The organism is Arthrobacter sp. zg-Y769, assembly GCF_020907405.1.
Taxonomy (GTDB): domain Bacteria; phylum Actinomycetota; class Actinomycetes; order Actinomycetales; family Micrococcaceae; genus Arthrobacter_B.
The window spans coordinates 330,962-350,174 of sequence record NZ_JAJJOE010000004.1; the positions used below are offsets into that span (position 1 = coordinate 330,962).

The 19,213-nt window shown below is 65.3% G+C and carries 18 protein-coding genes and 1 other RNA gene; 12 read left to right on the forward strand and 7 right to left on the reverse strand.

The genetic code is table 11. The features are described 5' to 3' along the window. Nucleotides 1-32: 32 nt before the first annotated feature. The 6 genes from LOC60_RS03750 to LOC60_RS03775 all read left to right on the forward strand — a co-directional run bounded on the left by LOC60_RS03750 (nucleotide 33) and on the right by LOC60_RS03775 (nucleotide 6,481). Nucleotides 33-1,091 (forward strand): ABC transporter permease, encoded by a 1,059-nt coding sequence (locus LOC60_RS03750; RefSeq protein WP_230022180.1) that lies wholly within the window; start codon nucleotides 33-35, stop codon nucleotides 1,089-1,091. Between the two features lie 85 nt (nucleotides 1,092-1,176). Further along, nucleotides 1,177-2,634, forward strand: a complete 1,458-nt coding sequence (locus LOC60_RS03755) for a benzaldehyde dehydrogenase (RefSeq protein WP_230022182.1) — start codon at nucleotides 1,177-1,179, stop codon at nucleotides 2,632-2,634. Between the two features lie 76 nt (nucleotides 2,635-2,710). Next, on the forward strand, nucleotides 2,711-3,253 hold the full coding sequence (locus LOC60_RS03760; protein WP_230022184.1) for a dihydrofolate reductase family protein: 543 nt from the start codon (nucleotides 2,711-2,713) through the stop codon (nucleotides 3,251-3,253). A 222-nt stretch (nucleotides 3,254-3,475) separates the two neighbouring features. Continuing rightward, nucleotides 3,476-4,291 carry an alpha/beta fold hydrolase gene (locus LOC60_RS03765; protein WP_230022185.1) on the forward strand — a complete coding sequence of 272 codons (816 nt, stop codon included), beginning with the start codon at nucleotides 3,476-3,478 and terminating at the stop codon, nucleotides 4,289-4,291. Nucleotides 4,292-4,298: 7 nt separating this feature from the next. Then, nucleotides 4,299-5,861 carry an ATP-binding protein gene (locus LOC60_RS03770; RefSeq protein WP_230022186.1) on the forward strand — a complete coding sequence of 521 codons (1,563 nt, stop codon included), beginning with the start codon at nucleotides 4,299-4,301 and terminating at the stop codon, nucleotides 5,859-5,861. A gap of 143 nt (nucleotides 5,862-6,004) precedes the next feature. Beyond that, entirely contained in the window at nucleotides 6,005-6,481 is a 477-nt protein-coding gene (locus LOC60_RS03775) for a GtrA family protein (protein WP_230022189.1), read from the forward strand. A 39-nt stretch (nucleotides 6,482-6,520) separates the two neighbouring features. Here the strand turns inward: LOC60_RS03775 and LOC60_RS03780 are convergent, their stop codons facing one another. Next, nucleotides 6,521-7,900, reverse strand: coding sequence for an NAD-dependent succinate-semialdehyde dehydrogenase (locus LOC60_RS03780; protein WP_230022191.1), 1,380 nt, complete (start codon nucleotides 7,898-7,900; stop codon nucleotides 6,521-6,523). Nucleotides 7,901-8,045: 145 nt separating this feature from the next. Further along, the gene (locus tag LOC60_RS03785) at nucleotides 8,046-8,810 is read right to left on the reverse strand and encodes a trimeric intracellular cation channel family protein (protein ID WP_230022192.1); all 765 of its coding nucleotides are present in this window, start codon (nucleotides 8,808-8,810) and stop codon (nucleotides 8,046-8,048) included. Nucleotides 8,811-9,022: 212 nt separating this feature from the next. Between LOC60_RS03785 and LOC60_RS03790 the strand changes: the two genes are divergently transcribed. The 3 genes from LOC60_RS03790 to LOC60_RS03800 all read left to right on the forward strand — a co-directional run bounded on the left by LOC60_RS03790 (nucleotide 9,023) and on the right by LOC60_RS03800 (nucleotide 11,888). After that, nucleotides 9,023-9,358: a hypothetical protein gene (locus LOC60_RS03790; RefSeq protein ID WP_230022194.1), complete on the forward strand. Its 336-nt coding sequence runs from the start codon at nucleotides 9,023-9,025 to the stop codon at nucleotides 9,356-9,358. A gap of 2 nt (nucleotides 9,359-9,360) precedes the next feature. Continuing rightward, complete coding sequence (locus tag LOC60_RS03795; protein ID WP_230022196.1) at nucleotides 9,361-11,256, forward strand: hypothetical protein; 1,896 nt, start codon at nucleotides 9,361-9,363, stop codon at nucleotides 11,254-11,256. Between the two features lie 125 nt (nucleotides 11,257-11,381). Further along, nucleotides 11,382-11,888, forward strand: coding sequence for a hypothetical protein (locus LOC60_RS03800; protein ID WP_230022198.1), 507 nt, complete (start codon nucleotides 11,382-11,384; stop codon nucleotides 11,886-11,888). Nucleotides 11,889-11,953: 65 nt separating this feature from the next. Here the strand turns inward: LOC60_RS03800 and LOC60_RS03805 are convergent, their stop codons facing one another. The 4 genes from LOC60_RS03805 to LOC60_RS03820 all read right to left on the reverse strand — a co-directional run bounded on the left by LOC60_RS03805 (nucleotide 11,954) and on the right by LOC60_RS03820 (nucleotide 14,370). Next, on the reverse strand, nucleotides 11,954-12,247 hold the full coding sequence (locus LOC60_RS03805; RefSeq protein ID WP_230022201.1) for a hypothetical protein: 294 nt from the start codon (nucleotides 12,245-12,247) through the stop codon (nucleotides 11,954-11,956). Nucleotides 12,248-12,347: 100 nt separating this feature from the next. Beyond that, complete coding sequence (locus LOC60_RS03810) at nucleotides 12,348-13,400, reverse strand: glucose 1-dehydrogenase (protein ID WP_230022202.1); 1,053 nt, start codon at nucleotides 13,398-13,400, stop codon at nucleotides 12,348-12,350. 132 nt (nucleotides 13,401-13,532) lie between these two features. After that, nucleotides 13,533-13,902: a transfer-messenger RNA gene (gene ssrA / locus LOC60_RS03815) on the reverse strand. Nucleotides 13,903-14,073: 171 nt separating this feature from the next. Next, nucleotides 14,074-14,370, reverse strand: a complete 297-nt coding sequence (locus LOC60_RS03820) for a hypothetical protein (protein WP_230022204.1) — start codon at nucleotides 14,368-14,370, stop codon at nucleotides 14,074-14,076. 162 nt (nucleotides 14,371-14,532) lie between these two features. Between LOC60_RS03820 and LOC60_RS03825 the strand changes: the two genes are divergently transcribed. After that, nucleotides 14,533-15,279: a nucleoside/nucleotide kinase family protein gene (locus LOC60_RS03825; RefSeq protein WP_230022207.1), complete on the forward strand. Its 747-nt coding sequence runs from the start codon at nucleotides 14,533-14,535 to the stop codon at nucleotides 15,277-15,279. A 108-nt stretch (nucleotides 15,280-15,387) separates the two neighbouring features. Further along, on the forward strand, nucleotides 15,388-16,308 hold the full coding sequence (locus LOC60_RS03830) for an SMP-30/gluconolactonase/LRE family protein (protein ID WP_230022209.1): 921 nt from the start codon (nucleotides 15,388-15,390) through the stop codon (nucleotides 16,306-16,308). A gap of 28 nt (nucleotides 16,309-16,336) precedes the next feature. On the opposite strand, the gene LOC60_RS03835 is transcribed toward LOC60_RS03830, so the two are convergent. Beyond that, nucleotides 16,337-17,356, reverse strand: a complete 1,020-nt coding sequence (locus LOC60_RS03835; protein WP_230022210.1) for a GTP pyrophosphokinase — start codon at nucleotides 17,354-17,356, stop codon at nucleotides 16,337-16,339. 275 nt (nucleotides 17,357-17,631) lie between these two features. Between LOC60_RS03835 and LOC60_RS03840 the strand changes: the two genes are divergently transcribed. Then, the gene (locus LOC60_RS03840) at nucleotides 17,632-19,098 is read left to right on the forward strand and encodes an amino acid permease (RefSeq protein WP_230022212.1); all 1,467 of its coding nucleotides are present in this window, start codon (nucleotides 17,632-17,634) and stop codon (nucleotides 19,096-19,098) included. Nucleotides 19,099-19,213: the final 115 nt, after the last annotated feature.

Consider the following 19,213-nt stretch of genomic DNA (forward strand, 5'->3'; position numbering starts at 1 on the left):
CACCTACGCAACCCCCGCAAGGAGCCCCTACAGTGAACCTCCGCCTCAACCCCGGCGTCTTAATGAAGAACTACGGCATCGTGGTCTTCCTGGTATTGATGATCGCCGTCTTCTCAATGCTTATGCCGGATACCTTCGCGACGTCCGGCAACTTCCGCCAGATCCTCGCCGACCAGGCGGTGCCGGGCATCCTCGCGTTGGCCGTAATCCTGCCGCTGGCCGCCGGCGAGTTCGACCTCTCGGTCGGCGCCAACCTCGGCATCTGCACCATCACCGGAATTGTCCTGGCCGGAAACGGGCTGCCGCTGCCGCTGATCCTGCTTGCCACACTCGCCCTCGGCATGCTGATCGGCGCGGTCAACGCGTTCATGACCATCGTCGTCGGCGTCAACGCCTTTATTGCGACCCTGGGCATGGCCACCATCCTGGCCGGCCTGAACCTGCTGCTGACCAATTCCACGCTGATCACCCACTCCTCCGACGCGTTCTCGTCCCTGACCGGGGTCCGCCTTCCCGGCGGCCTGCAGATAGTCGTGTGCTACTTCCTGGTCGCGGCCCTCGCTCTCTGGTTCATTCTGGAACGCACTCCGTTTGGCCGGTATCTGCGGGCCACCGGTTTGGGCCGTGACGCCGCCGAGCTCTCCGGCGTCCGGACCAAGCGATACCTGGCAGCGGCCTTCATCGGGGCCGGGCTGCTCGGCGGGCTTGCCGGCACGCTGCAGGCCTCCCGCGCAGGGAACGCGACGCCGGACCTTGGCCCGGAGTTCCTGCTGCCGGCCTACGCCGCTGCTTTCCTGGGTGCCACTGCCATCCGTGCCGGCTATTTCAACGTCTGGGGCACCGTCACGGGCGTGTACCTGCTTGCCGTCGGGGCCAACGGGCTGGTGATCCTGGGCGCCAAGACCTGGGTGACCAACGTCTTCAACGGCGTGGCATTGCTTATAGCTGTCTCGGCCGCCACGCTGGTGCAGCGCCGCAAGACGCGGGCGCTGCGTCCGGCGTCCGACCCCGCCGCAACTGCGCCTGCACAGACCCCCGATGATCCTCCCAAGGCAGCCGGCCGCGGCCAGGGCGCTTCCGCCCCTGCCTGAATCCGGCTCCGTCCGTAGCGATCCGCTGCAGCCCACCCACCGCACACAACTTCCGCCTTTCCCCCCTCTGCACTTAGGAGCAGCCATGACACTCCTCGCCACTTCCGCCTGGCACGGAAAAATCCACACCGATTCCTGGACGGCCGGGTCAGCCGGTGTGCTCGACGTCGTCGAACCCGCCACGGGGCGCGTCCTCGGTTCCGTTGGTGCGGCTAACCGCGCCGATGCCCTCGCCGCCGCTACCCGGGCAGCTGCCGCGCAGCGCGCATGGACCCGGACCAAGCCGGAAGAACGCGCCGCCGTCCTGCGCCGGGCCGGGATGCTTTTCGAGGAGCACGCCAAGGAGATCCAGGGATGGATCATCCGGGAGGCCGGTGGGATCGAAGCCAAGGCCGCACTGGAGACACACATTGCCGCCAACGAATGCTTCGAAGCCGCAGCGCTTCCGGCGCACCCGGCCGGGGATGTGCTGACCAGCAACGAGGACCGCTGGTCCTTCGCGCGGCGACGTGCCGCCGGCGTCGTCTCGGTGATCTCCCCGTTCAACTTTCCCCTGATCCTCTCGATCCGGTCCGTGGCCCCTGCCCTGGCCCTCGGCAACGCCGTCCTGCTGAAGCCGGACCCCCGCACCAGCATCTCCGGCGGCGTGTCCATCATGCGCATCTTCGAGCTGGCCGGCCTTCCCGCGGGCGTCCTGCAGCTGCTGCCCGGTGGTGCCGACGTCGGGCAGGCCCTTGTCGAGGCGCCGGAGGTCCGGATCATCTCCTTCACCGGCTCCACGGCGGCCGGACGCAAGGTCGGTGAGACCGCGGGCCGCCTGCTCAAGCGCGCCCACCTGGAGCTCGGCGGCAACAACGCCCTGATTGTGCTGCCCGGGGCGGACCTGGACATGGCCGCATCGGCCGGAGCCTTCGGTTCGTTCATGCATCAGGGACAGATCTGCATGACGACCGGACGCCATTTGGTCCACGAATCCCTCCTTGACGAGTACGTTGACAAGCTCGCGGCCAAAGCCGGAGCCCTGCCCGTCGGGGACCCCAGCACCGGCAAGGTTGCCCTGGGCCCCATCATCGACGAGCGCCAGCGCGACAACATCGACCGGCTGGTGCGGGCGGCCAAGGACGCCGGCGCCCGAGTCGCTGCGGGCGGAACCTACGAGGGCCTCTTCTACCGGCCCACCGTCCTGACCGGGCTAACCCCGGACAACCCCGCCTGGTCCAACGAGATTTTCGGCCCGGTGGCCCCCGTGATGGGCTTCTCCACCATCGACGAGGCGGTCGAGCTGGCCAATGCCTCCGAGTACGGGCTTTCGGTGGGCGTGCTGGGTGAAGTGGGGATGGCCATGGAGGTGGCGGACCGGATGATCTCGGGCAAGGTGCACATTAACGAGCAGACTGTCTCCGACGAAGCGAATTCCCCGTTCGGCGGTATGGGCGCCTCGGGAACGGGGTCCCGCTTCGGCGGAGCGGCTGCCAACATTGAAGCCTTTACCGAAACACAGTGGCTGACCATGCGTCCGGAAATCGCCGGCTACCCCTTCTGATCCGAATCGCTGTTCCAACCTGCTGCGGGGCGTCCGGCCCTACAGGCGCCCCGCAGCAGGCAGCTATCCTCATTCCATGCCAAAGGTCATCTATTACGTTGCCTCCTCCCTGGACGGTTTTATCGCTACCGAGGACAACCGCCTGGATTGGCTGCTCCAGTTCGGTTTCGAAGCCTTCCAGGACGATTACAACCGGTTTATGGCCGACGTCGGCGCCGTCGTGATGGGCGCGGAAACCTACCGCTGGCTCCGGGCGGAGCAGCCGGAAAGCTGGGAGTATTCCCAGCCGTGCTGGGTGCTCACCCACCGGGAGGAACCCGCTCCGCCCTCGGGGGATGTCCGGTTCTTCTCCGGTGAAGTCCACGAAGTCCTTGGGCACGCCCGGGACGCGGCGGGAGGACGGAACGTCTGGGTGGTGGGCGGCGGCAACGTGGCGGCCCAGTTCGCCGAAGCCGGCCTGCTGGATGAGCTGTGGGTGACCTACATGCCGGTGGCGCTGGGCAGCGGACGGCGGCTGCTGCCGGTGTCCGGACCTACGGCGCCCATGCACCTGATTGCCGCCACGCAGTTCGACGGCGGCGCCACCGGGCTCCGCTACGCCGTATCGACAGGACGGTAGTTACCGTTTATCGGGCAATAAACCGTAACTATTCAACATTCGATTCGTGCCTGCGCACTAGACCGAATGACCGTTTTCCCGGCATTCCCTTCCTGCCCGCCACTCGCATTTGTGCATATGGCCCGGCTGGCCGTCTAAGCGGTATTAGACCTGTAATGTTTGCTGTGACTCCGCTCATGGTGTTGCGGCAGTGAATTAGACGAAAAGCAGGCATACAGGTAAATGAAGACTGATATCCGGACCCGGAACAATATCCGCGTCCTGGGACGGGCGGACGGACCGGTACTGCTTCTCGCCCATGGCTTTGGTTGCGACCAGGGCATGTGGTCCCGCGTACTGCCCCGCTTCACCGACGAATACAAAGTGGTTCTCTTCGACCATGTGGGTGCCGGCAGTTCCGACCTGGCCGCCTATTCCCCTCAGAAGTACGCCACCCTCGACGGATACGTAGCCGATGTCCTGGAGATGTGCGAAGAGCTGGACCTGCGCAATGTGACCTTCATCGGCCACAGCGTCAGCGCCATGATGGCCATTGCGGCCGGGGCCACCGCGGCCGAGCGCCTTGCCCGGATCATCCTGGTTGCGCCGTCGCCCAGCTACATGGATTATCCCGAGGACGGCTACGAAGGCGGCTTCAGCCGTGCGGACCTGGATGAGCTGCTCGCATCCCTGGACACCAACTACCTTGTCTGGGCCGCCACCATGGCGCCGGCGATCATGGGCAACCCGGCAGCTCCGGCTTTGGGCGCCGAACTTGAAGGTAGTTTCTGCCGGGTCAATCCGGGCATTGCCCGGCAGTTTGCCCGCGTGGCCTTCCTGACCGACGTCCGCAGCCTGCTGCCCCTGGTCTCAGTCCCCGCACTCATCATGCAGGCGTCGGCTGACCTGCTGGCCCCGGACCATGTGGGCCGCTACCTGCTGGAACACCTCCCGCAGGGCACGTTGGTACAGATGAAGGCCACCGGCCACCTCCCCCATGTCAGCGCCCCGCAGGAGACCGCGGATATCATCCTCGCCTACCTGCAACAGTCAAAGTAGGAGCATCGTGGACCTGGATTTCCGGCTCGATTACCGCGCCCTCTCCCAGAGCGCGCCTGCAGGGTATTTCATCACCCTGACCGACGGTACGGTGGTGGACGCCAACGGCACGGCGCAAAAATGGATGGGCAAGGCCTTGGAGGAGCTCCGCGGCACCAGCTTTTTGAAGCTGCTGCCCGTGGGGGACCGGATTGTCTACACCACCCACGCGATGCCGCAGCTGGAATTGAACGCGGCGTTCGCCGAACTCGCCGTCGACCTCCTGGGACCCGAAGGGCAGCGCATCCCGGTCCTGCTCTCCGCCACGCGCTCCCCCGCTGCCGACGGACGGCCGGCCCTTGACCAGGTGGTTGCGTTCTACGCACACGAGCGGCGGTTGTATGAGCGGGACCTCATTTCGGCCCTCCGCACCGCCGAGGACGCCGAGGCCGCCCGTGCCGAGGCTGAAGCCAGCCTCACCGCCCAGGCAGTGGTGCTGCAGGAAAAGGATGTGGTGCTGCAGGCTTCGCTGATGGAAAGCCTGCGCAAGGAATCCATGCTGGAGACCATCCTGAATACGATCCGCGTGGGCGTGGCGGTCATTGATGAGGACGGCCGCCGCATCCTGACCAACTCCCGCCAGCAGCTCCACGAGCGCCTGGCTGCCCCCTCCTTCACCAAACGTCCCACCGAGGACGAAATGTTTATTTTCGGACCGGACCGCACCACTCCGGTCCCCAGGGACCAGCGCCCGGTGCACCGCGCAGCCCAGGGCCACTCCTTCTCGGACCAGCTTGTCTGGTACGGGAACGGCGAGGAACAAAAGGCGCTGAGTGTTTCGGCCCGATCCGTCAAGGGCGACGACGACGCCTTCCGCGGCTCCGTGATCGCCTACAGCGACGTCACCGGCCTGGTGAACGCCGTGGCGGCGAAGGACGACTTCGTGGCCAATGTGTCCCATGAGCTGCGCACCCCGTTGACTTCGATCATGGGCTACCTGGAACTGGCACTCGATGAAGAAGACGCCATCCCCGCCTACGTTGCGTCATCGCTGAAGGTGGCTCAGCGGAATTCCGAGAAGCTCCTGCACCTGGTCTCGGACCTGCTGACTGCCGCGGCCGGGTCCGCCAATGTTCAGCAGGAAGTCACCGATCTCAGCGAACTGGTCCGCGCCGGCATCACCTCCGCCGCGCCCCGCGCCGAAATCAACGCGGTGTCCATTGTCGCCGAGGTCCCCGAGACCCTGCCGGCCATGGTGGATCCCAAGCGCATCTCCCAGGTGCTGGACAACCTGCTTTCCAACGCGGTGAAGTACTCGCCCGACGGCGGACGGGTGACGGTCAGGGCGTGGCGCGGCGACGACGGGTCCACCGTTCTTCAGGTGGCGGACTCCGGGATCGGCATGACCGAGGCCGAACAGGCGGAGGTCTTCACCAAGTTCTTCCGCTCCGGCACCGCGCGCCGGGCGCAGATCCCCGGCGTCGGGCTGGGCCTGGTTATCACCAAACGCATTGTGGAAGAACACGGCGGCAACATCGCGATGGAAAGCGAGGCCGGCAAGGGCACTGTCTTTACGGTCACACTGCCCTGATCCGGCTTGCATCGGCTCCGATTTTGAGGCCGAATGCGCTTTGTGCCATCATCCGAAAGGTAAAAGTCCTTCCCCGCGTGCGCGCACCCGGCGAGGGCAGGAAGCTGCGTCCCGCAGCAATGCGTTGAATGGATTTTTCGGTAATGGCAGAAACCAGCAAGGTGCGCGCAATCGTTCGCCGTCTGGGCTCGTTTTCAGCAGTCGGCGCCGTCGCCTTCGTGGTTGATGTAGGCCTGTTTAATATTCTCTCTGCCACTTTGGTTCCGGACAGCCCGATCGTCGCCAAGACCATCTCCGTACTGGCGGCCACCACTGTTTCGTGGCTGGGCAGCCGGTACCTGACTTTCCGGAAGCTGCGCACCCGGAGCATCCGCAGTGAAACGCTGCTTTTCGCCCTGACCAATCTCGTGGGGCTGTTGATTTCCACGGGCTGCCTGTATATCTCCCACTACGTGCTGGGTTTCCGCAGCACCTTTGCGGACAACGTTTCAGGCAACGTGGTGGGCATCGCCCTGGGCAATATTTTCCGCTACTTCGCGTACCGGTACGTGGTGTTTAACGGGCCCAGCGACCGCGCGGGGCAACCGGAAACGGAACCGGAAAGCACCCACGCGGCCTAGCGCCGCTACTTCTTCTGCGCTGCTCTTTTTATTGCGCCGCTACCTCTTCTGCGGGGTGCGGATCAGCTTCTTGTTGACGAACTCGGCCATCCCGAAACGGCCCAGCTCGCGGCCCACGCCGGAGCGCTTGACGCCGCCGAAGGGCAGGTCCTCCTGCGTGCCGGAGGTGCCGTTGATCCAGACCATGCCGCTTTCCAGCTGGTCGGCTACGTTCAGGGCGCGGTTTTCGTCGGTGCTGAACACTGCTCCGCCAAGGCCGAACGGGGAGTTGTTGGCCAGTTCAATGGCTTCTTCCTCGCTGGAGACCTTGTAGATGACGGCCGCGGGACCGAACAGCTCTTCGGAGAACGCCCGCATTTCGGGCGTGACGCCGGTCAGGACGGTGGGCTGCACGTAGGCGCCCGGGCCGTCGATCAGGCTGCCGCCGGTGTGCAGGGTGGCACCCTTGTCCACGGCGTCGCGGATCTGCTCCACCAGGCCGTCGGCAGCGGCCTGCGTGGAGAGCGGGCCGAACCGGGTTTCCGGCTGCAGCGGGTCCCCGGGCTCAATCGCTGCCATCCGGGCGGTGAACTTCTCCACGAAATCGTCGTAGAGGTCCTCCATCACGATGAAGCGCTTGGCGGCGTTGCATGCCTGCCCGCCGTTGCCCATCCGGCCGAGGACTCCGGCCTTGACCGTGGCATCGAGGTCCTCAGTGTCCAGGACGATGAACGGATCGCTGCCGCCCAGTTCAAGCACGTACTTCTTCAGGTTCCGGCCGGCCACCTCGGCGACGGCGGATCCCGCACGCTCGGAACCGGTCAGGGAAACACCCTGGATGCGCGGATCAGCGATGATGTCGGCGGCCTGCTCGTTCGTGGCGAACAGGTTGACGTAGGCACCCTCGGGCACTCCGGCGTCGGCGAAGATCTGCGCCATAGCCAAAGCGGACTGCGGGCAGTTGTTGGCATGCTTGAGCAGCACGGTGTTGCCCAGCATCAGGTTCGGACCGGCGAAGCGGGCCACCTGGTAATACGGGTAGTTCCAAGGCATGATGCCCAGCAGGGCACCTACGGGCTCGGTGCGGACCACGGCGTTGCCGCCGCCCTTGACGTCGAGCTGCTCGTCCGCCATGAAGCCCGGGCCCTGGGTGGCGTAGTACTCGTAGATGTTGGCGGAGAGGGCAACCTCGCTCTGCGCCTCCCGCAGCGGCTTGCCCATTTCCAGGGCAATCAGCTTGGCGAGCTCGTCGGCGCGCTCCCGGTACAGTTCCGCAACGCGGGTGATGACCTTGGTACGGTTTTCCACAGGCTCGTTCCGCCAGCTGGCGAAGGCCCCGTGGGCTGCGGTGACAGCCTGGTTGATTTCGGCGTCGGTGGATTCAGCGAATTCCTGAAGGGTTTCTCCGGTGGCTGGATTTACGCTCTTGTAAGCACTCATATTTTCAACGCTACTCCCGTAAATCGGGTCTGCAAAAGCCGGAATTTACGGGACTAAATCCGCGTCAGCGCTTGTTGTAGGGCAGCCGCGGACGTTTTTCCGGAAGGCCGCCGGGAAGGGCGCAGACAGCCCGATTGCCGGTGCGTCAACGCCGCAGGCGCGGTTTCCAGAACCTGGGCCGCGGCCAGCCCTGGCCCGAGCTGCGGCGATCCTCCGTGCGGGGGCGCCGGCTGAGCCGGACACTGAACTCCCCCGGCCCGGGCAGCCGCCACCCGCGGCGGCGGGCCACTGTGCACAGCACGGCGCAGGTGCCGATGGCCACGCCCATGCCCACGTTCTGCAGGCCCAGCTGATAGAGGATCACCATTTCGACGGCGGCCACGAGGGCACCCGTGGCGTACAGGGTGTTGCCGCCGAAGATGGCCGGCACCCGGCCCACCACGATGTCGCGGATCATGCCGCCGCCCACGGCTGTGACAACACCGATCAGGATGGCCGGGAGCCATTCGAGCCCCAGTCCCAGCGCCTTGGCCGTACCGGTGGCGGCCCAGCAGCCCAGCGCGAAGGCGTCGATCACAATAAGGAACCGGTTGGCCCACTTGCCCTTGAGCTCAATGGCATAGGCAATGACCGCCCCGGCGATTGCCGCAAAGAGATAGGCGGGGTTTGTCAGCGCTACGGGGGTGCCGGCCTGCAGAAGGGTGTCACGCAGCACGCCGCCGCCCAGCGCCGAGGTCAGCGCGAGGACCAGGAAGCCCACCGGGTCCATCCGCAGCTGCCGCGCCACGGCGCCGCCGAGGACTCCGTTCGCCAGCACACCGGCGAGGTCGACGGCGTCGAACACCGCCTTCGGGTCGAAAAGATCCACGCCGCTCCTGCTGTTTCCGTAGCCCGTTCTGGTGCCGTCCATTCTACGTGGCTGCGACGCTTACCGGGCTGCCGGTGCCTTCCCTGGATATTGGGACACGGCATGGGCACTTCTCCCCATGGAGCAAACCCGCAGGAATATGTAACACTCAACGCACAGTCCGTCATCCTCAGGGGGAAATGAAGATGAAATTCGAGCCCGATACTTTTACGGTGCCGTCTGCGCCGATTTCCGGACGTAGCGTTCGATACTCCATGGACCCAGCCGGTATTCATGCGACTTTGGTGGATGTTGCTGCAGACGGGGAATCCCTTAATCAGGCGGCGAAGGACACCCGTGCCTCCGGTGAAAAAATCTCCGGCGCCTTCGGTACCGCCGAGGTTGCAGCGGCGGCGTTCAACCGGTTTTGGGCGGCCCGTGACGATGTTGGGGAGCGGGTCGCCTCCCTTGTCTTCCGCAAGGCTGAAGCTGTCTCGACCGCTGCCCACGCATTTAGCCAGGCGGACAGCGACATGGCCTCCACAGCCCTGTCCAAACTTCCGGCCACTTACGCGTCGCCCAGCGGCGGCGGCATCCGGGCGGTGAAGTGAACATGACATCGCCACAGCTTCCTGACATCGTCGTCCCATGGGACACGCTGCAGAGTGCCGCGGAAGACATGTCTGTACGGGGGCAGATCACCGCAGAATACCTGCGCGACGCAACGTCGGTCTGGTCGCGTCTTCGTAGCTTTTATCAGGAGCCCGACACGGAGGAGCGAGTCTTCACTGCGCTGGATGATGTGCGGGAACCTTTGGAGAATTGGCACCGGTCGCTCCAGGAAGCCACTCAGGTTATCAGCGAGTTCGTGACAGCTGGTCGTGACTTGGAGCGTCGCCGACAGGATCTCCAGAGCACCGCCTTACAGCAGGGCAGCGGGCCGGAGGCAGGAGCCGGGCAGGATGAGCGTGCAGAACAGCAGCTCAACGAGGAGGCCGCAGCATTGACCCGCGAGTGGGCCAGCCTGCAGGAGGCCGCTGCCGCCTCCTTGGAACGCATCGCATATGGCACGGGTGCGGGCCTGCCGATGGGAGGGGAACCAGGCCGCGGAGTTCTACCTGCCGTCGGATGGGCGGAGCTGACCAGCCAACTGGACGATCGGTTCGGCACCCTCCATCCCGACGCGCTGCTGCCTTCCATAACGGGACTGAATGAGGAGGAACTGCGTGAGTGGGCAGCGGCCAATCCGGAGGCTGCCGCACTTTTGGCGGACAGGCGTCTGAACGGTCCGTTCCGGGCCGGAACTCCCGAAGCGATCATGCGCTCCGCGATGGCGGACGGCGCCCACCTCACCGAACACGGCGTGGCCGGTATCCGCAGCGCGTGGCTGGCCCTGTCCCCTGAGCATCAAGAGCGGCTGATGTTGCTCTACCCGGCGGTGTTCGGCAACCTCAACGGCATTCCCTTTGGGCAACGAACCAAGGCCAATATAGTCACATTGGCGGGCTATCGGCAGACCGCAAATGAAGTCCTGAATTCACCCGAGCCTTACCATCTCGACTATCCCACCCAGGAGGAATGGTATGCAGCGTTCCAGGCATGGGAAGCGGAAAAGACCCGCATGGCGGATTTGCTCCGAGGACTGGACCATGCCCATAAGTCAGGCGCTCAGGTAGTCAGCCTGGGCATGGAGGGCAATGGGCAGGTCATAACCATGGTTGGAACACCCTCCGATTCGACCACTCAGGTGGCCACGCTGGTCCCAGGCACCGGAGCGAAGCTCGGCGAGCTGGGCAGTTATTCGGAACGTCTGGCAGGAATCACCGGTGACCCCGCGGACCATAAAGTGGCCTTCTACTTCCAGAGCGCCGATTCACCCCAGAGCCTGGTTCTTGATAACGCGAGCCCCCATTTCAACGAAACGGGCGCGCCGATGTTGGCCGCATTCGACTTCGCCCTAGATCTGGAGATCCCGGCCGAAGCCCGCAGCACCTATGTCGGCTACAGTGCCGGCGGGTCCCTCATGGGCACCGCCGAGCGGGAAGGACTGGACTCCACCAACATTGTGTACGTGGCCCCTGCAGGCCCCGGGCACCAAGTCACCGGAGTGGATGCCACTGCTAATTCGGAAGCGAACCGTTACTGGGTCCAGACCCGTGACGATCTGATCCGCTTCGCCCAGGCCGGCGGCGGAAGCGCGCACAGCGGTTCCTTCTGGCAGACCGGCAGCCCGGAAAAAATGGGAGCAATCCGGCTCGAGCCCGGTTTTGCGGACCCGGATGATCCGGGCACCCTCTTGAAAGGGCACGAGGATTATTTCAAACGAGGTTCAACTGCTGCGATGAACATTCAAGGCGTCATCGACGGATCTACAGTGAGCCTGTTCGTAGAGGACGAAGTAATCCTGGGTGCCGATGGCTCCACCTCCTATTCACCAATCGAGGCCAATCCCGGTGACTACTCGCACGGCAGACTGGAATGGATCAACACCTTGGACCTCGAAAAATGATTCCCGCAACCCCTAAGCTGCGCGGGCACAGATTAACTGTGGGACTCCTGGCCGTCCTGCTGACGGTTATGACCACCAGCTGTGCTGCCTCAACATCCAACACTCCTCAGGACTCGGAGACTGCCATGACAGAGACGCTTTCATCGGACGAGTTTGCCGCTATGCAGGGCCGGCTCGAGCAGCTGATGCCCGCCCTGGAAACCGCGGGCGGCCGGTTCGTTGATCTCCACCTGAACCAAATCAGGGAAGTGTCCTGCCTACGGATCGAAAGTGAAAAAGAGCAGACCCAGACCAGCTGGCACGGCGAGCTCAGCGGCCCCGCCGCGGACCCGGAAACCGCCAACGCCGCCCTGGACGCCGTCCGCGATCTTCTGCTGGCCGAGGGGTGGGAGCTGTCCTGGGAAAAGAACGAACCACAGGAAGAGGTGGGCAGGCTGCGGGAGCTGAGCCTGCATAAGGACGGGCTCAAGGTTGCAGCCAGTTATGCGCGGGATCGGTCCGGATACGGCACAGTTCTGGTGTTGTCGACGACGCGTTGCACCGAACATCCGGAGGACCATCAGATGCTTCGCTCATCCCTCGATCCGGAGTACGGCGTCACGCACCCGAACTACACCGACGGCGACGACTAAATGGGTTCAAGCCGACCGACGCCGGCGCCGCTGTGCCCGGTTGTCTTGGGAATGACGGCCGCCGGCTAGTCCTCGCCGGCACCGGGCGGATAGTCGTCGTCGTTCCCCGGGACGTCCGTTTTCTGTTCCAGGATGTCGGCCTCGGACCCCTCGGGATAGACCGCACCTTCCGGTCCGGCGTCGCCGGCGCCGGGAACTGCGGGAATGTCCTGCTCAATGCCGTCCGCTTCCGAGCCGTCGCGGTGGATTTCACCGGCCGGCCCGGCGTCGCCGGCACCGGGGACCGCGGGCAGCGACTGTTCGGCCCGATCAGCGTCCGAACCGCCGGGGATTACCGGTTGGTCAGCGTCCTTGCGCATGCGCCTGCCTCCAATGCGGGTTGCCGTGGCCGCCGCGGGCGGCTTTGGTCTCTTCTGTCTATCACCGAAGCCGCCCGGTAGAAATAGCCTGCGGAACAGGTTAGGCGTCGTCCCGCAGGTCCAGTACCACCTTGATGTCGCCGTCGCGGTCCTCGAAGGCCTGGGCGTAGTCCGCCAGCGGAACCCGGCGCGAAATCAGCTGCTCCAGCCAGCGGGAGTCGCTCTTGGCCAGGGCCGCTGCGGCCTTGAGGTAGTGGCGCCGGTTGGCGTTGACGGTGCCGAAGACCACGCGGTTGTCCATCACCAGATTCAGGTTCAGTTCGCCCAGATCCACCGGCTGCTCTCCGCCGGGCTCGGAAACACCGGTGAGGCAGGTGACGGAGTTCTTGGCACCGTGATGGAGGACATCGTTGATCACCGTGGGCACGCCGGTGCATTCGATGATGATGTCCGGGGTGATGCCGGACTCGGGGAGCGTGTCGGTGTGGAAGACGGCACCCAGTTCCTTGGTCAGCTTCTCCTTCGGCCCGTCCTCTTCCAGATCGAAGACGTGCACTTCGAGTCCGCGCTGGACTCCGAACAAGGCACCGAGCAGTCCCACGGGGCCGGCGCCGGTGACGGCGACAACCCGCGGCCGGAAGTACGCGCGGCCGCCGATCCGGTCAATCTGCTCCCAGGCCTTGGCCAGGATGGTGGCCGGTTCCAGCAGCACCCCGACGCGTTCCAGCGAGGGTTCGAGCTTGACCATGTCGTCGGGGTCCCCGCGCCAGTACTCGCGCGCGAAACCGTCGAGGCCTTCGATGCCGTGCTCGGTGTAGGTGCCGGTCAGGCACATGTCCCATTCGCCGGCGGCGCAGGCGCGGCAGTTCTCGGCGCACGGGCGGCGGACTATCCCGACGACGAGGTCCCCGGCAGCCAGTTCGGAATCCTCCGGGGCCTCCACGACGCGGCCCAGGTTCTCGTGCCCCATCACCAGGTAGTCCCGGTCAGCGGGTGCGGTGCCGAATTCGGCGGCAATGACCTCACGGTCCGTGGCGCACAGGCCCACCGCGAGAGTCTCCACCAGCACGCTGCCTTCGGCGGCTTCCGGCTCGGGCAGGTCCCGCAGCTCCAGTGAGTCCTTCTGCCCGGGGGTGATGATTAGTGCCTGCATGTGTTTTCCTTCCCGCGGCTGCTTGCTGTCTGTATCCCAGATTAGCGCCGGGGCAGCGGCGGTTGAGACCCTGTGCACGATCCAGTGCCCGGAAACAGGGAAGGCCCGCCCCGATAGGGCAGGCCTTCCTTGTGGTGGAGATGGGGGGAATCGAACCCCCGTCCGGTGTTGTATTGCCAGGGCTTCTCCGGGCGCAGTATGCGTCGGATTTTCTCGGCCCCAGCCATCTTGCATACAGGTGGCTGTTCCGGGCCCAGCCGTCAAAATGTCCCGAACACCCCGACGGCGGGAGTGTTCAGCAGTGGCTCTCTAAACGACGCCAGCATCCGGAGCGAGAGCAACTCCGGGCTGACGGACTACTCCGGCTGCTTAGGCAGCGAGAGCGAAGTCAGTGCGCATAGGTTTGGCACTTATTGTTTTGCAGAGAGCGTTAACGAGATAACTCTGCGTTCTCGGCCCGCTTCCCCTGGCTCAACAAACATCGTCGAAACCGATCATCCCCGTATGGAGTTACCAAGCACCGTTCCCGGTGTTCCAGCCGGCCCTTTCGGACCGTCCACAAGATACAACGACGCCGGCCCGCGGATCATTCCCTCTCGACGGCACCTTTTGGAGGTGCGGGAAGGACCAGCGGACCGGCCCCGGTTAAACCGTGTCCCGGAAGCGGCAGCTGCTAGCGGCGGCGGCCGAAAACCAGGGAGGCCAGCGCCACGGCACCGGTCACGGTGTAGACGGCAGGCCAGGCACCCATCTTCTTGGCCAACGGGTGGGACAGTCCGAAGGCGGCTACGTAGCCGGCGGTCAGCGCCGCGGCAGTGCCCGTGCCGGCGTCGCGCTTCCAGAGGGCAAACGCACCGGCGCCGGCAGCGGCGAGCACAGCCCCGCCCAGCTGGCGGTTACCGGTGCTGCGTGCGGTCTTGTAGCCGCCGATGAGGCCGGCGGAAGTGATCAATGGGGTCAGCAGGGACAAGGTTTTCTCCTCGAGATAGGCAACACCTCCAGCTTATGCCGGGCTCCGCGCCGCCCGCCTCTCCGGCGTGGGACTAACCGGGCGGCTCTACCGGCACGGGGCCCCAGCCAGTGGTGCCCCTGTCAACTGGTGTGATCACTCTGGCAACACCAGCACCACTGCGTGGGACCCTCTGCACGGGACGGCACCCGCGGAGGCTCCCGCCGCCGTCATAGACTGGTCCTCCCCAAGCAGCAGCGCGAACGGAGGACCGTGGCGGATACGACATTGACCGAGCTGGCAGACCGGCTTTCAGCATGGGCTGAGCGGCCGGGCGGAACCGTGATCGTCGGCGTCGCCGGGGCTCCCGGGGCGGGGAAGACCACCCTGGTGGAAGCGCTGGTCCGCGACCTGAACGGCGCCGTCGACGACGTCGAAACGCACCGGTTTGCCCACGTGCCCATGGACGGCTTCCACCTCTCGGACCGGGAGCTGACCCGGCAGGGCCTGCTGACACGCAAGGGTGCGCCGGAAACCTTCGATGCGTACGGCTACGCGGCGCTGCTGGAACGCCTCCGGTCCCCGCGGAGCGCCGTCGTCTACGCGCCGGGTTTTGAACGGACCCTGGAGCAGCCGCTGGCCGGCGACATTCCCGTGTTTCCGGCAGCGAAGGTGATCCTGACGGAGGGAAACTACCTGCTGCTGGACCGCCCGGAATGGAGGCATGTCCGCTCCCGGTGCACGGAGGTCTGGTACTGCGAGCCCGATGACGAGCTGCGCGTGCAGCGGCTGGTGGAACGGCATGTCCGGTTCGGCAAGGCCCCGGAGCAGGCCGCCGCCTGGGTGCGCGACGTCGATGAGGCCAATTCGCGCCTGGTCCAGGAGTCCAGGCACCGCGCCGACGTTGTGGTCCGCCCGGTATGGGTGTGACAAGCGCCGGCTTTGGGCCGTAAGCCGCTGCCTCGCGTATAAAAGGACGCAGACTGCAAGTGTTGAAAGCAGGCCCTACGGAGCCGGCCCGAAGAAGGAGACAAAGCCATGGATGCACGCCCCCAGCCACTGCTGGAAGACGGAGCCTCGCTGGAGCAGGTGGGCAGGGGCTCGGTCTGGGCCGAGGGCCCCACCTGGGTACCGGAGCGAAATGCCGTGCGCTACAGCGACGTGCGGTCCAACCGGATCCTGGAGTACAGCGAAACCACCGGCGAACTCAGCGTTTACGGCGAGGACATTGAGTTCACCAACGGCCGCGCCCTGGACGCGGACGGTTCCGTGGTGCAGTGCTCGCACGGGCGCCGCGCCATCGAACGCGACCGCAGCGGCAGCGTGGAAACCCTGGTGGACCGCTTCGGCGACGTCCGCTTCAACTCGCCCAACGACGTCGTCGTTAAGTCCGACGGCACCATCTGGTTCTCGGACCCCTCCTACGGGATCGACAACCCGGCCGAAGGCCATCCCGGCGAGCTGGAGTACGGGGACCGGTACGTGTTCCGGTTTGATCCGGCCAGCGGGGAACTCACCGCTGTGATCACCGACATCATGGCCCCCAACGGGCTGGCGTTCTCCCCGGACGAGTCAGTCCTCTACGTCTCCGACACTGCCGAGGACGCCGTCTCCCCCTACGGCCCGGCGCAGTCCGAGGGCAACCCGATCCGGGCCTACGACGTCGTCGAGGGCCGGCAGGCGAAGAACGGCCGGGTGTTCGTGCGCGTGTCGCCCGGTGTGCCCGACGGATTCCGGGTGGACACGGATGGCAACATCTGGTCCTCCGGCGGCGACGGGGTACGGGTGTTTTCGCCCGCCGGTGAACTGCTCGAACATATCCCGGTGCCTGAAACCGTCAGCAACGTCTGCTTCGGCGGGCCGGACGGCCGGACGCTGTATATGACGGCAACCTCCAGCCTGTACCGGATCCGCACCACGGCAAGCGACGCCGCAGCCGCCCTGCGCTCGAGCCGGTAACGACGACGGCGGCACCGGCTGCGGCGGTTCAGGCAAGCAGGCGCCGCAGCCGGTATTCGAGTTTCCCGCGCCGGGTGCCGTCTTCGCTCAGGTGCGCGGTGCGCTGGATGTAGGCACGCCCCCACTGCTCCAGCAGGTAGTCATCCGCGGCCCGGACATGGCCCGGCGGAAACCGGTAGCGCAGCCGCGAGGCCAGGGACGGCCAGTTGGCTGAGCGCAGCAGTGCGGTGGCCTCGGCCAGTGAGTACACGGCATTGGCCTCCAGTGCCTGCACCAGCCAGTCATACTGTTCGGCACGGCTGCGCGGGTTTTCCGGCAGTTCCTGTTCGAGTACGCCGCGCAGTGCGGCGGCGGTCAGCTCGTCCCCGCTCTGCGCCCCGGGCCCCCGTGCGGCGCCGCGCATCCGCTGCAGGGCAACCACGTGGTTGATGGCATCGAACTCCCGGTCGGCCAGTTCGATCAGCCCGGAGGCCAGCGTGAACGCCCGGTTCACCTCCGGCGGCACCGGACCGGTGCCCTTGTAGCGGATTTCGTGTTCAAACTCGGCCCAGGCGTGCTGGAGGATGGTGCGGAACTGCACCTCGAAACGCTGTCCGCAGAGCGATTCGCAGCCCGGCGGCGGGTTTTCGGCGGGAACCCGCAGGACCAGGTGCTGTCCGGAGTAGCCGAAATCGCCCCGGATAATCTGCTCGGCCGACTTGTCCACATGGTCCAGCTCTTCAAAGGTGCCCGACAATGCCTCCATGGCGGCCGGGATATCCGATTCCAGGAAGAGGATGATCCGCACGCCGATCAGGTCGTCGATATCGTCAAGCCCGTTGATATACCGGGGTGATCCGTCCACGGTCCGCCGCTCAAGCTTCTTCCCCAGTGATTCGATGCCCTTCACCCGATGCTGGATGTGGTGATAATTCAGCCCGTCGTCGGCCAGCCGGGCAAGGACCGCCCCGTGGATCCCTTCCTCGGCGCTCTGGTAGCGGCCGCGGTTCATTGCGTAGTCACCCAACCAGCCGTTGATCCGCATGCTGTGCGTTGGCAGAAGTTCCATAGACAACTTGTTCCCCGGGCGGTCGGCCGACGCCGGTGGGCGGCCTCGGCGTGGAGCAATTTCCTCAATTCTGTGGGGACCGTCCCTGCCCTGCAAGGGTCCGCGGCGCTGTCCGCTGCCTTCCCGCCGGAGCCGGAAGGGACGGGGTGCTTGGGAAAGGTAACGCGAGGGGGTACCCCCGGGCCTGCCGGAGGACCATACTTCTGCCGTAGCCGGTGCCATAGACCTTGATTCCGGCGGTCCCGCCGGAATCGAAGGCACGGAGGGGAACAAGCATGTCCACAGATACCGGAAGCGGCGGTTCCGTTCTTCGCCGCAAGCCCATTGAGGAAATCGACGAGGAGAAAACCGGCAGCAAGCTGTTCAAGAGCCTCGGCCTCTGGCAGCTGACGGCCATCGGCGTGGGCGGCATCATCGGCATTGGGATCTTCACCCTTGCCGGATTGGTGGCCAACGGCGGCGCAGATGCCTCCCCGGTGGGACCGGCAGTGCTGATCTCCTTCCTTGTTGCGGGCCTGGCCAGCGCGGCGGCGGCCCTGTCCTACGCCGAGTTTGCCGGGATGGTACCGCGCGCCGGGTCCGCCTACACCTACGGGTACGTGGCGCTGGGCGAACTGATCGGCTGGTTCATCGGCTGGGACCTGCTGCTGGAATACACGGCAATCGTGGCGGTAGTGGCCATCGGCATCTCCGGTTATTTCGCCGAGTTCCTTGCCGGCTTCGGCATCGACATGCCCGTCTGGATGCAGGGAACCGGGGACACGGTGGAGGGCGGACTGATCAACCTCCCCGCCGCCGTCGTCTGCCTGTTCATCACCTTTATCCTCAGCCGCGGCACCAAGACCTTCGGCCGTTTCGAGCTGGTGGCCGTTGGCCTGAAGGTCCTGCTGATTGTGTTCATCGTGGGGCTGGGGTTTTTCTACGTCGACACGGATAACTACACGCCGTTCCTGCCCAGCGGTTTCGGTGCTGTGTTCACGGGCGCCGCCACCGTTTTCTTCGCCGTGTTCGGCTACGACGCGATGAGCACGGCCGCCGAGGAAGCCACGGACGGCAAGAAGCACATGCCCAAGGCCATCCTGCTCTCCCTGGCTGTGGCGATGGTCCTGTACATCCTGGCCACGCTGGTGCTGACCGGCATGCAGAACTATCGGGACATCAGCCCCACCGCCGGGTTCGCTTCCGCCTTCCAATCGGTCGGGCTGCCCGTCATTGCCACGGTGATCTCCGCCTTCGCCGTGCTCTCCATCCTTACGGTGATGCTCACCTTCCTGCTGGGTGTCACCCGGGTCTGGTTCTCCATGAGCCGCGACGGACTGCTCCCGGGCTGGTTCGCCGGGACCGACAAGCGCGGCACCCCGCAGCGGGTGACGTGGATTGCCGGCGGAACCTCCGCCCTGCTGGCGGGGTTCTTCCCCATCCGCGCCGTGGCCGACCTGACGAACATCGGCATCCTCGCCGCGTTCGTGGTGGTCTGCGTGGCGGTGATTGTGCTGCGCTACCGCCAGCCCGAGGCACCCCGCGAATTCCGGCTCCCACTGATGCCGTGGGTACCGGCGTTCGGGGTGCTGGCCTCCGGGTTCCTGATGCTGCAGCTGCACTGGGAAACCTGGCTCCGGTTCGGCATCTGGCTCGTCATCGGGATGCTGGTGTACGCGTTTTACGGGTATCGGCATTCCCTCCTGAACCCGAACAGTCCCCGGCACCGGGCCCAACGGGCGAACCCCCAGCCGGAAAACTGACAGTAACGGGCGTCAACACGGAATAGGCGCCGGCATCTATCGTCCAATTTCAATAAATACCGGTTATTATCTGCGGTATGGGTTTCGAATAAATTGGAACCCTCAGTTGGGGAGA

Coding starts and splice junctions, on each gene's coding strand:
- LOC60_RS03795 (WP_230022196.1), top strand. CDS start 9,361: ATGACATCGCCACAGCTTCCTGACATCGTCGTCCCATGGGACACGCTG.
- LOC60_RS03755 (WP_230022182.1), top strand. CDS start 1,177: ATGACACTCCTCGCCACTTCCGCCTGGCACGGAAAAATCCACACCGAT.
- LOC60_RS03800 (WP_230022198.1), top strand. CDS start 11,382: ATGACAGAGACGCTTTCATCGGACGAGTTTGCCGCTATGCAGGGCCGG.
- LOC60_RS03790 (WP_230022194.1), top strand. CDS start 9,023: ATGGACCCAGCCGGTATTCATGCGACTTTGGTGGATGTTGCTGCAGAC.
- LOC60_RS03765 (WP_230022185.1), top strand. CDS start 3,476: ATGAAGACTGATATCCGGACCCGGAACAATATCCGCGTCCTGGGACGG.
- LOC60_RS03830 (WP_230022209.1), top strand. CDS start 15,388: ATGGATGCACGCCCCCAGCCACTGCTGGAAGACGGAGCCTCGCTGGAG.
- LOC60_RS03810 (WP_230022202.1), bottom strand. CDS start 13,400: ATGCAGGCACTAATCATCACCCCCGGGCAGAAGGACTCACTGGAGCTG.
- LOC60_RS03835 (WP_230022210.1), bottom strand. CDS start 17,356: ATGGAACTTCTGCCAACGCACAGCATGCGGATCAACGGCTGGTTGGGT.
- LOC60_RS03785 (WP_230022192.1), bottom strand. CDS start 8,810: ATGGACGGCACCAGAACGGGCTACGGAAACAGCAGGAGCGGCGTGGAT.
- LOC60_RS03805 (WP_230022201.1), bottom strand. CDS start 12,247: ATGCGCAAGGACGCTGACCAACCGGTAATCCCCGGCGGTTCGGACGCT.
- LOC60_RS03840 (WP_230022212.1), top strand. CDS start 17,632: ATGTCCACAGATACCGGAAGCGGCGGTTCCGTTCTTCGCCGCAAGCCC.
- LOC60_RS03775 (WP_230022189.1), top strand. CDS start 6,005: ATGGCAGAAACCAGCAAGGTGCGCGCAATCGTTCGCCGTCTGGGCTCG.
- LOC60_RS03760 (WP_230022184.1), top strand. CDS start 2,711: ATGCCAAAGGTCATCTATTACGTTGCCTCCTCCCTGGACGGTTTTATC.
- LOC60_RS03780 (WP_230022191.1), bottom strand. CDS start 7,900: ATGAGTGCTTACAAGAGCGTAAATCCAGCCACCGGAGAAACCCTTCAG.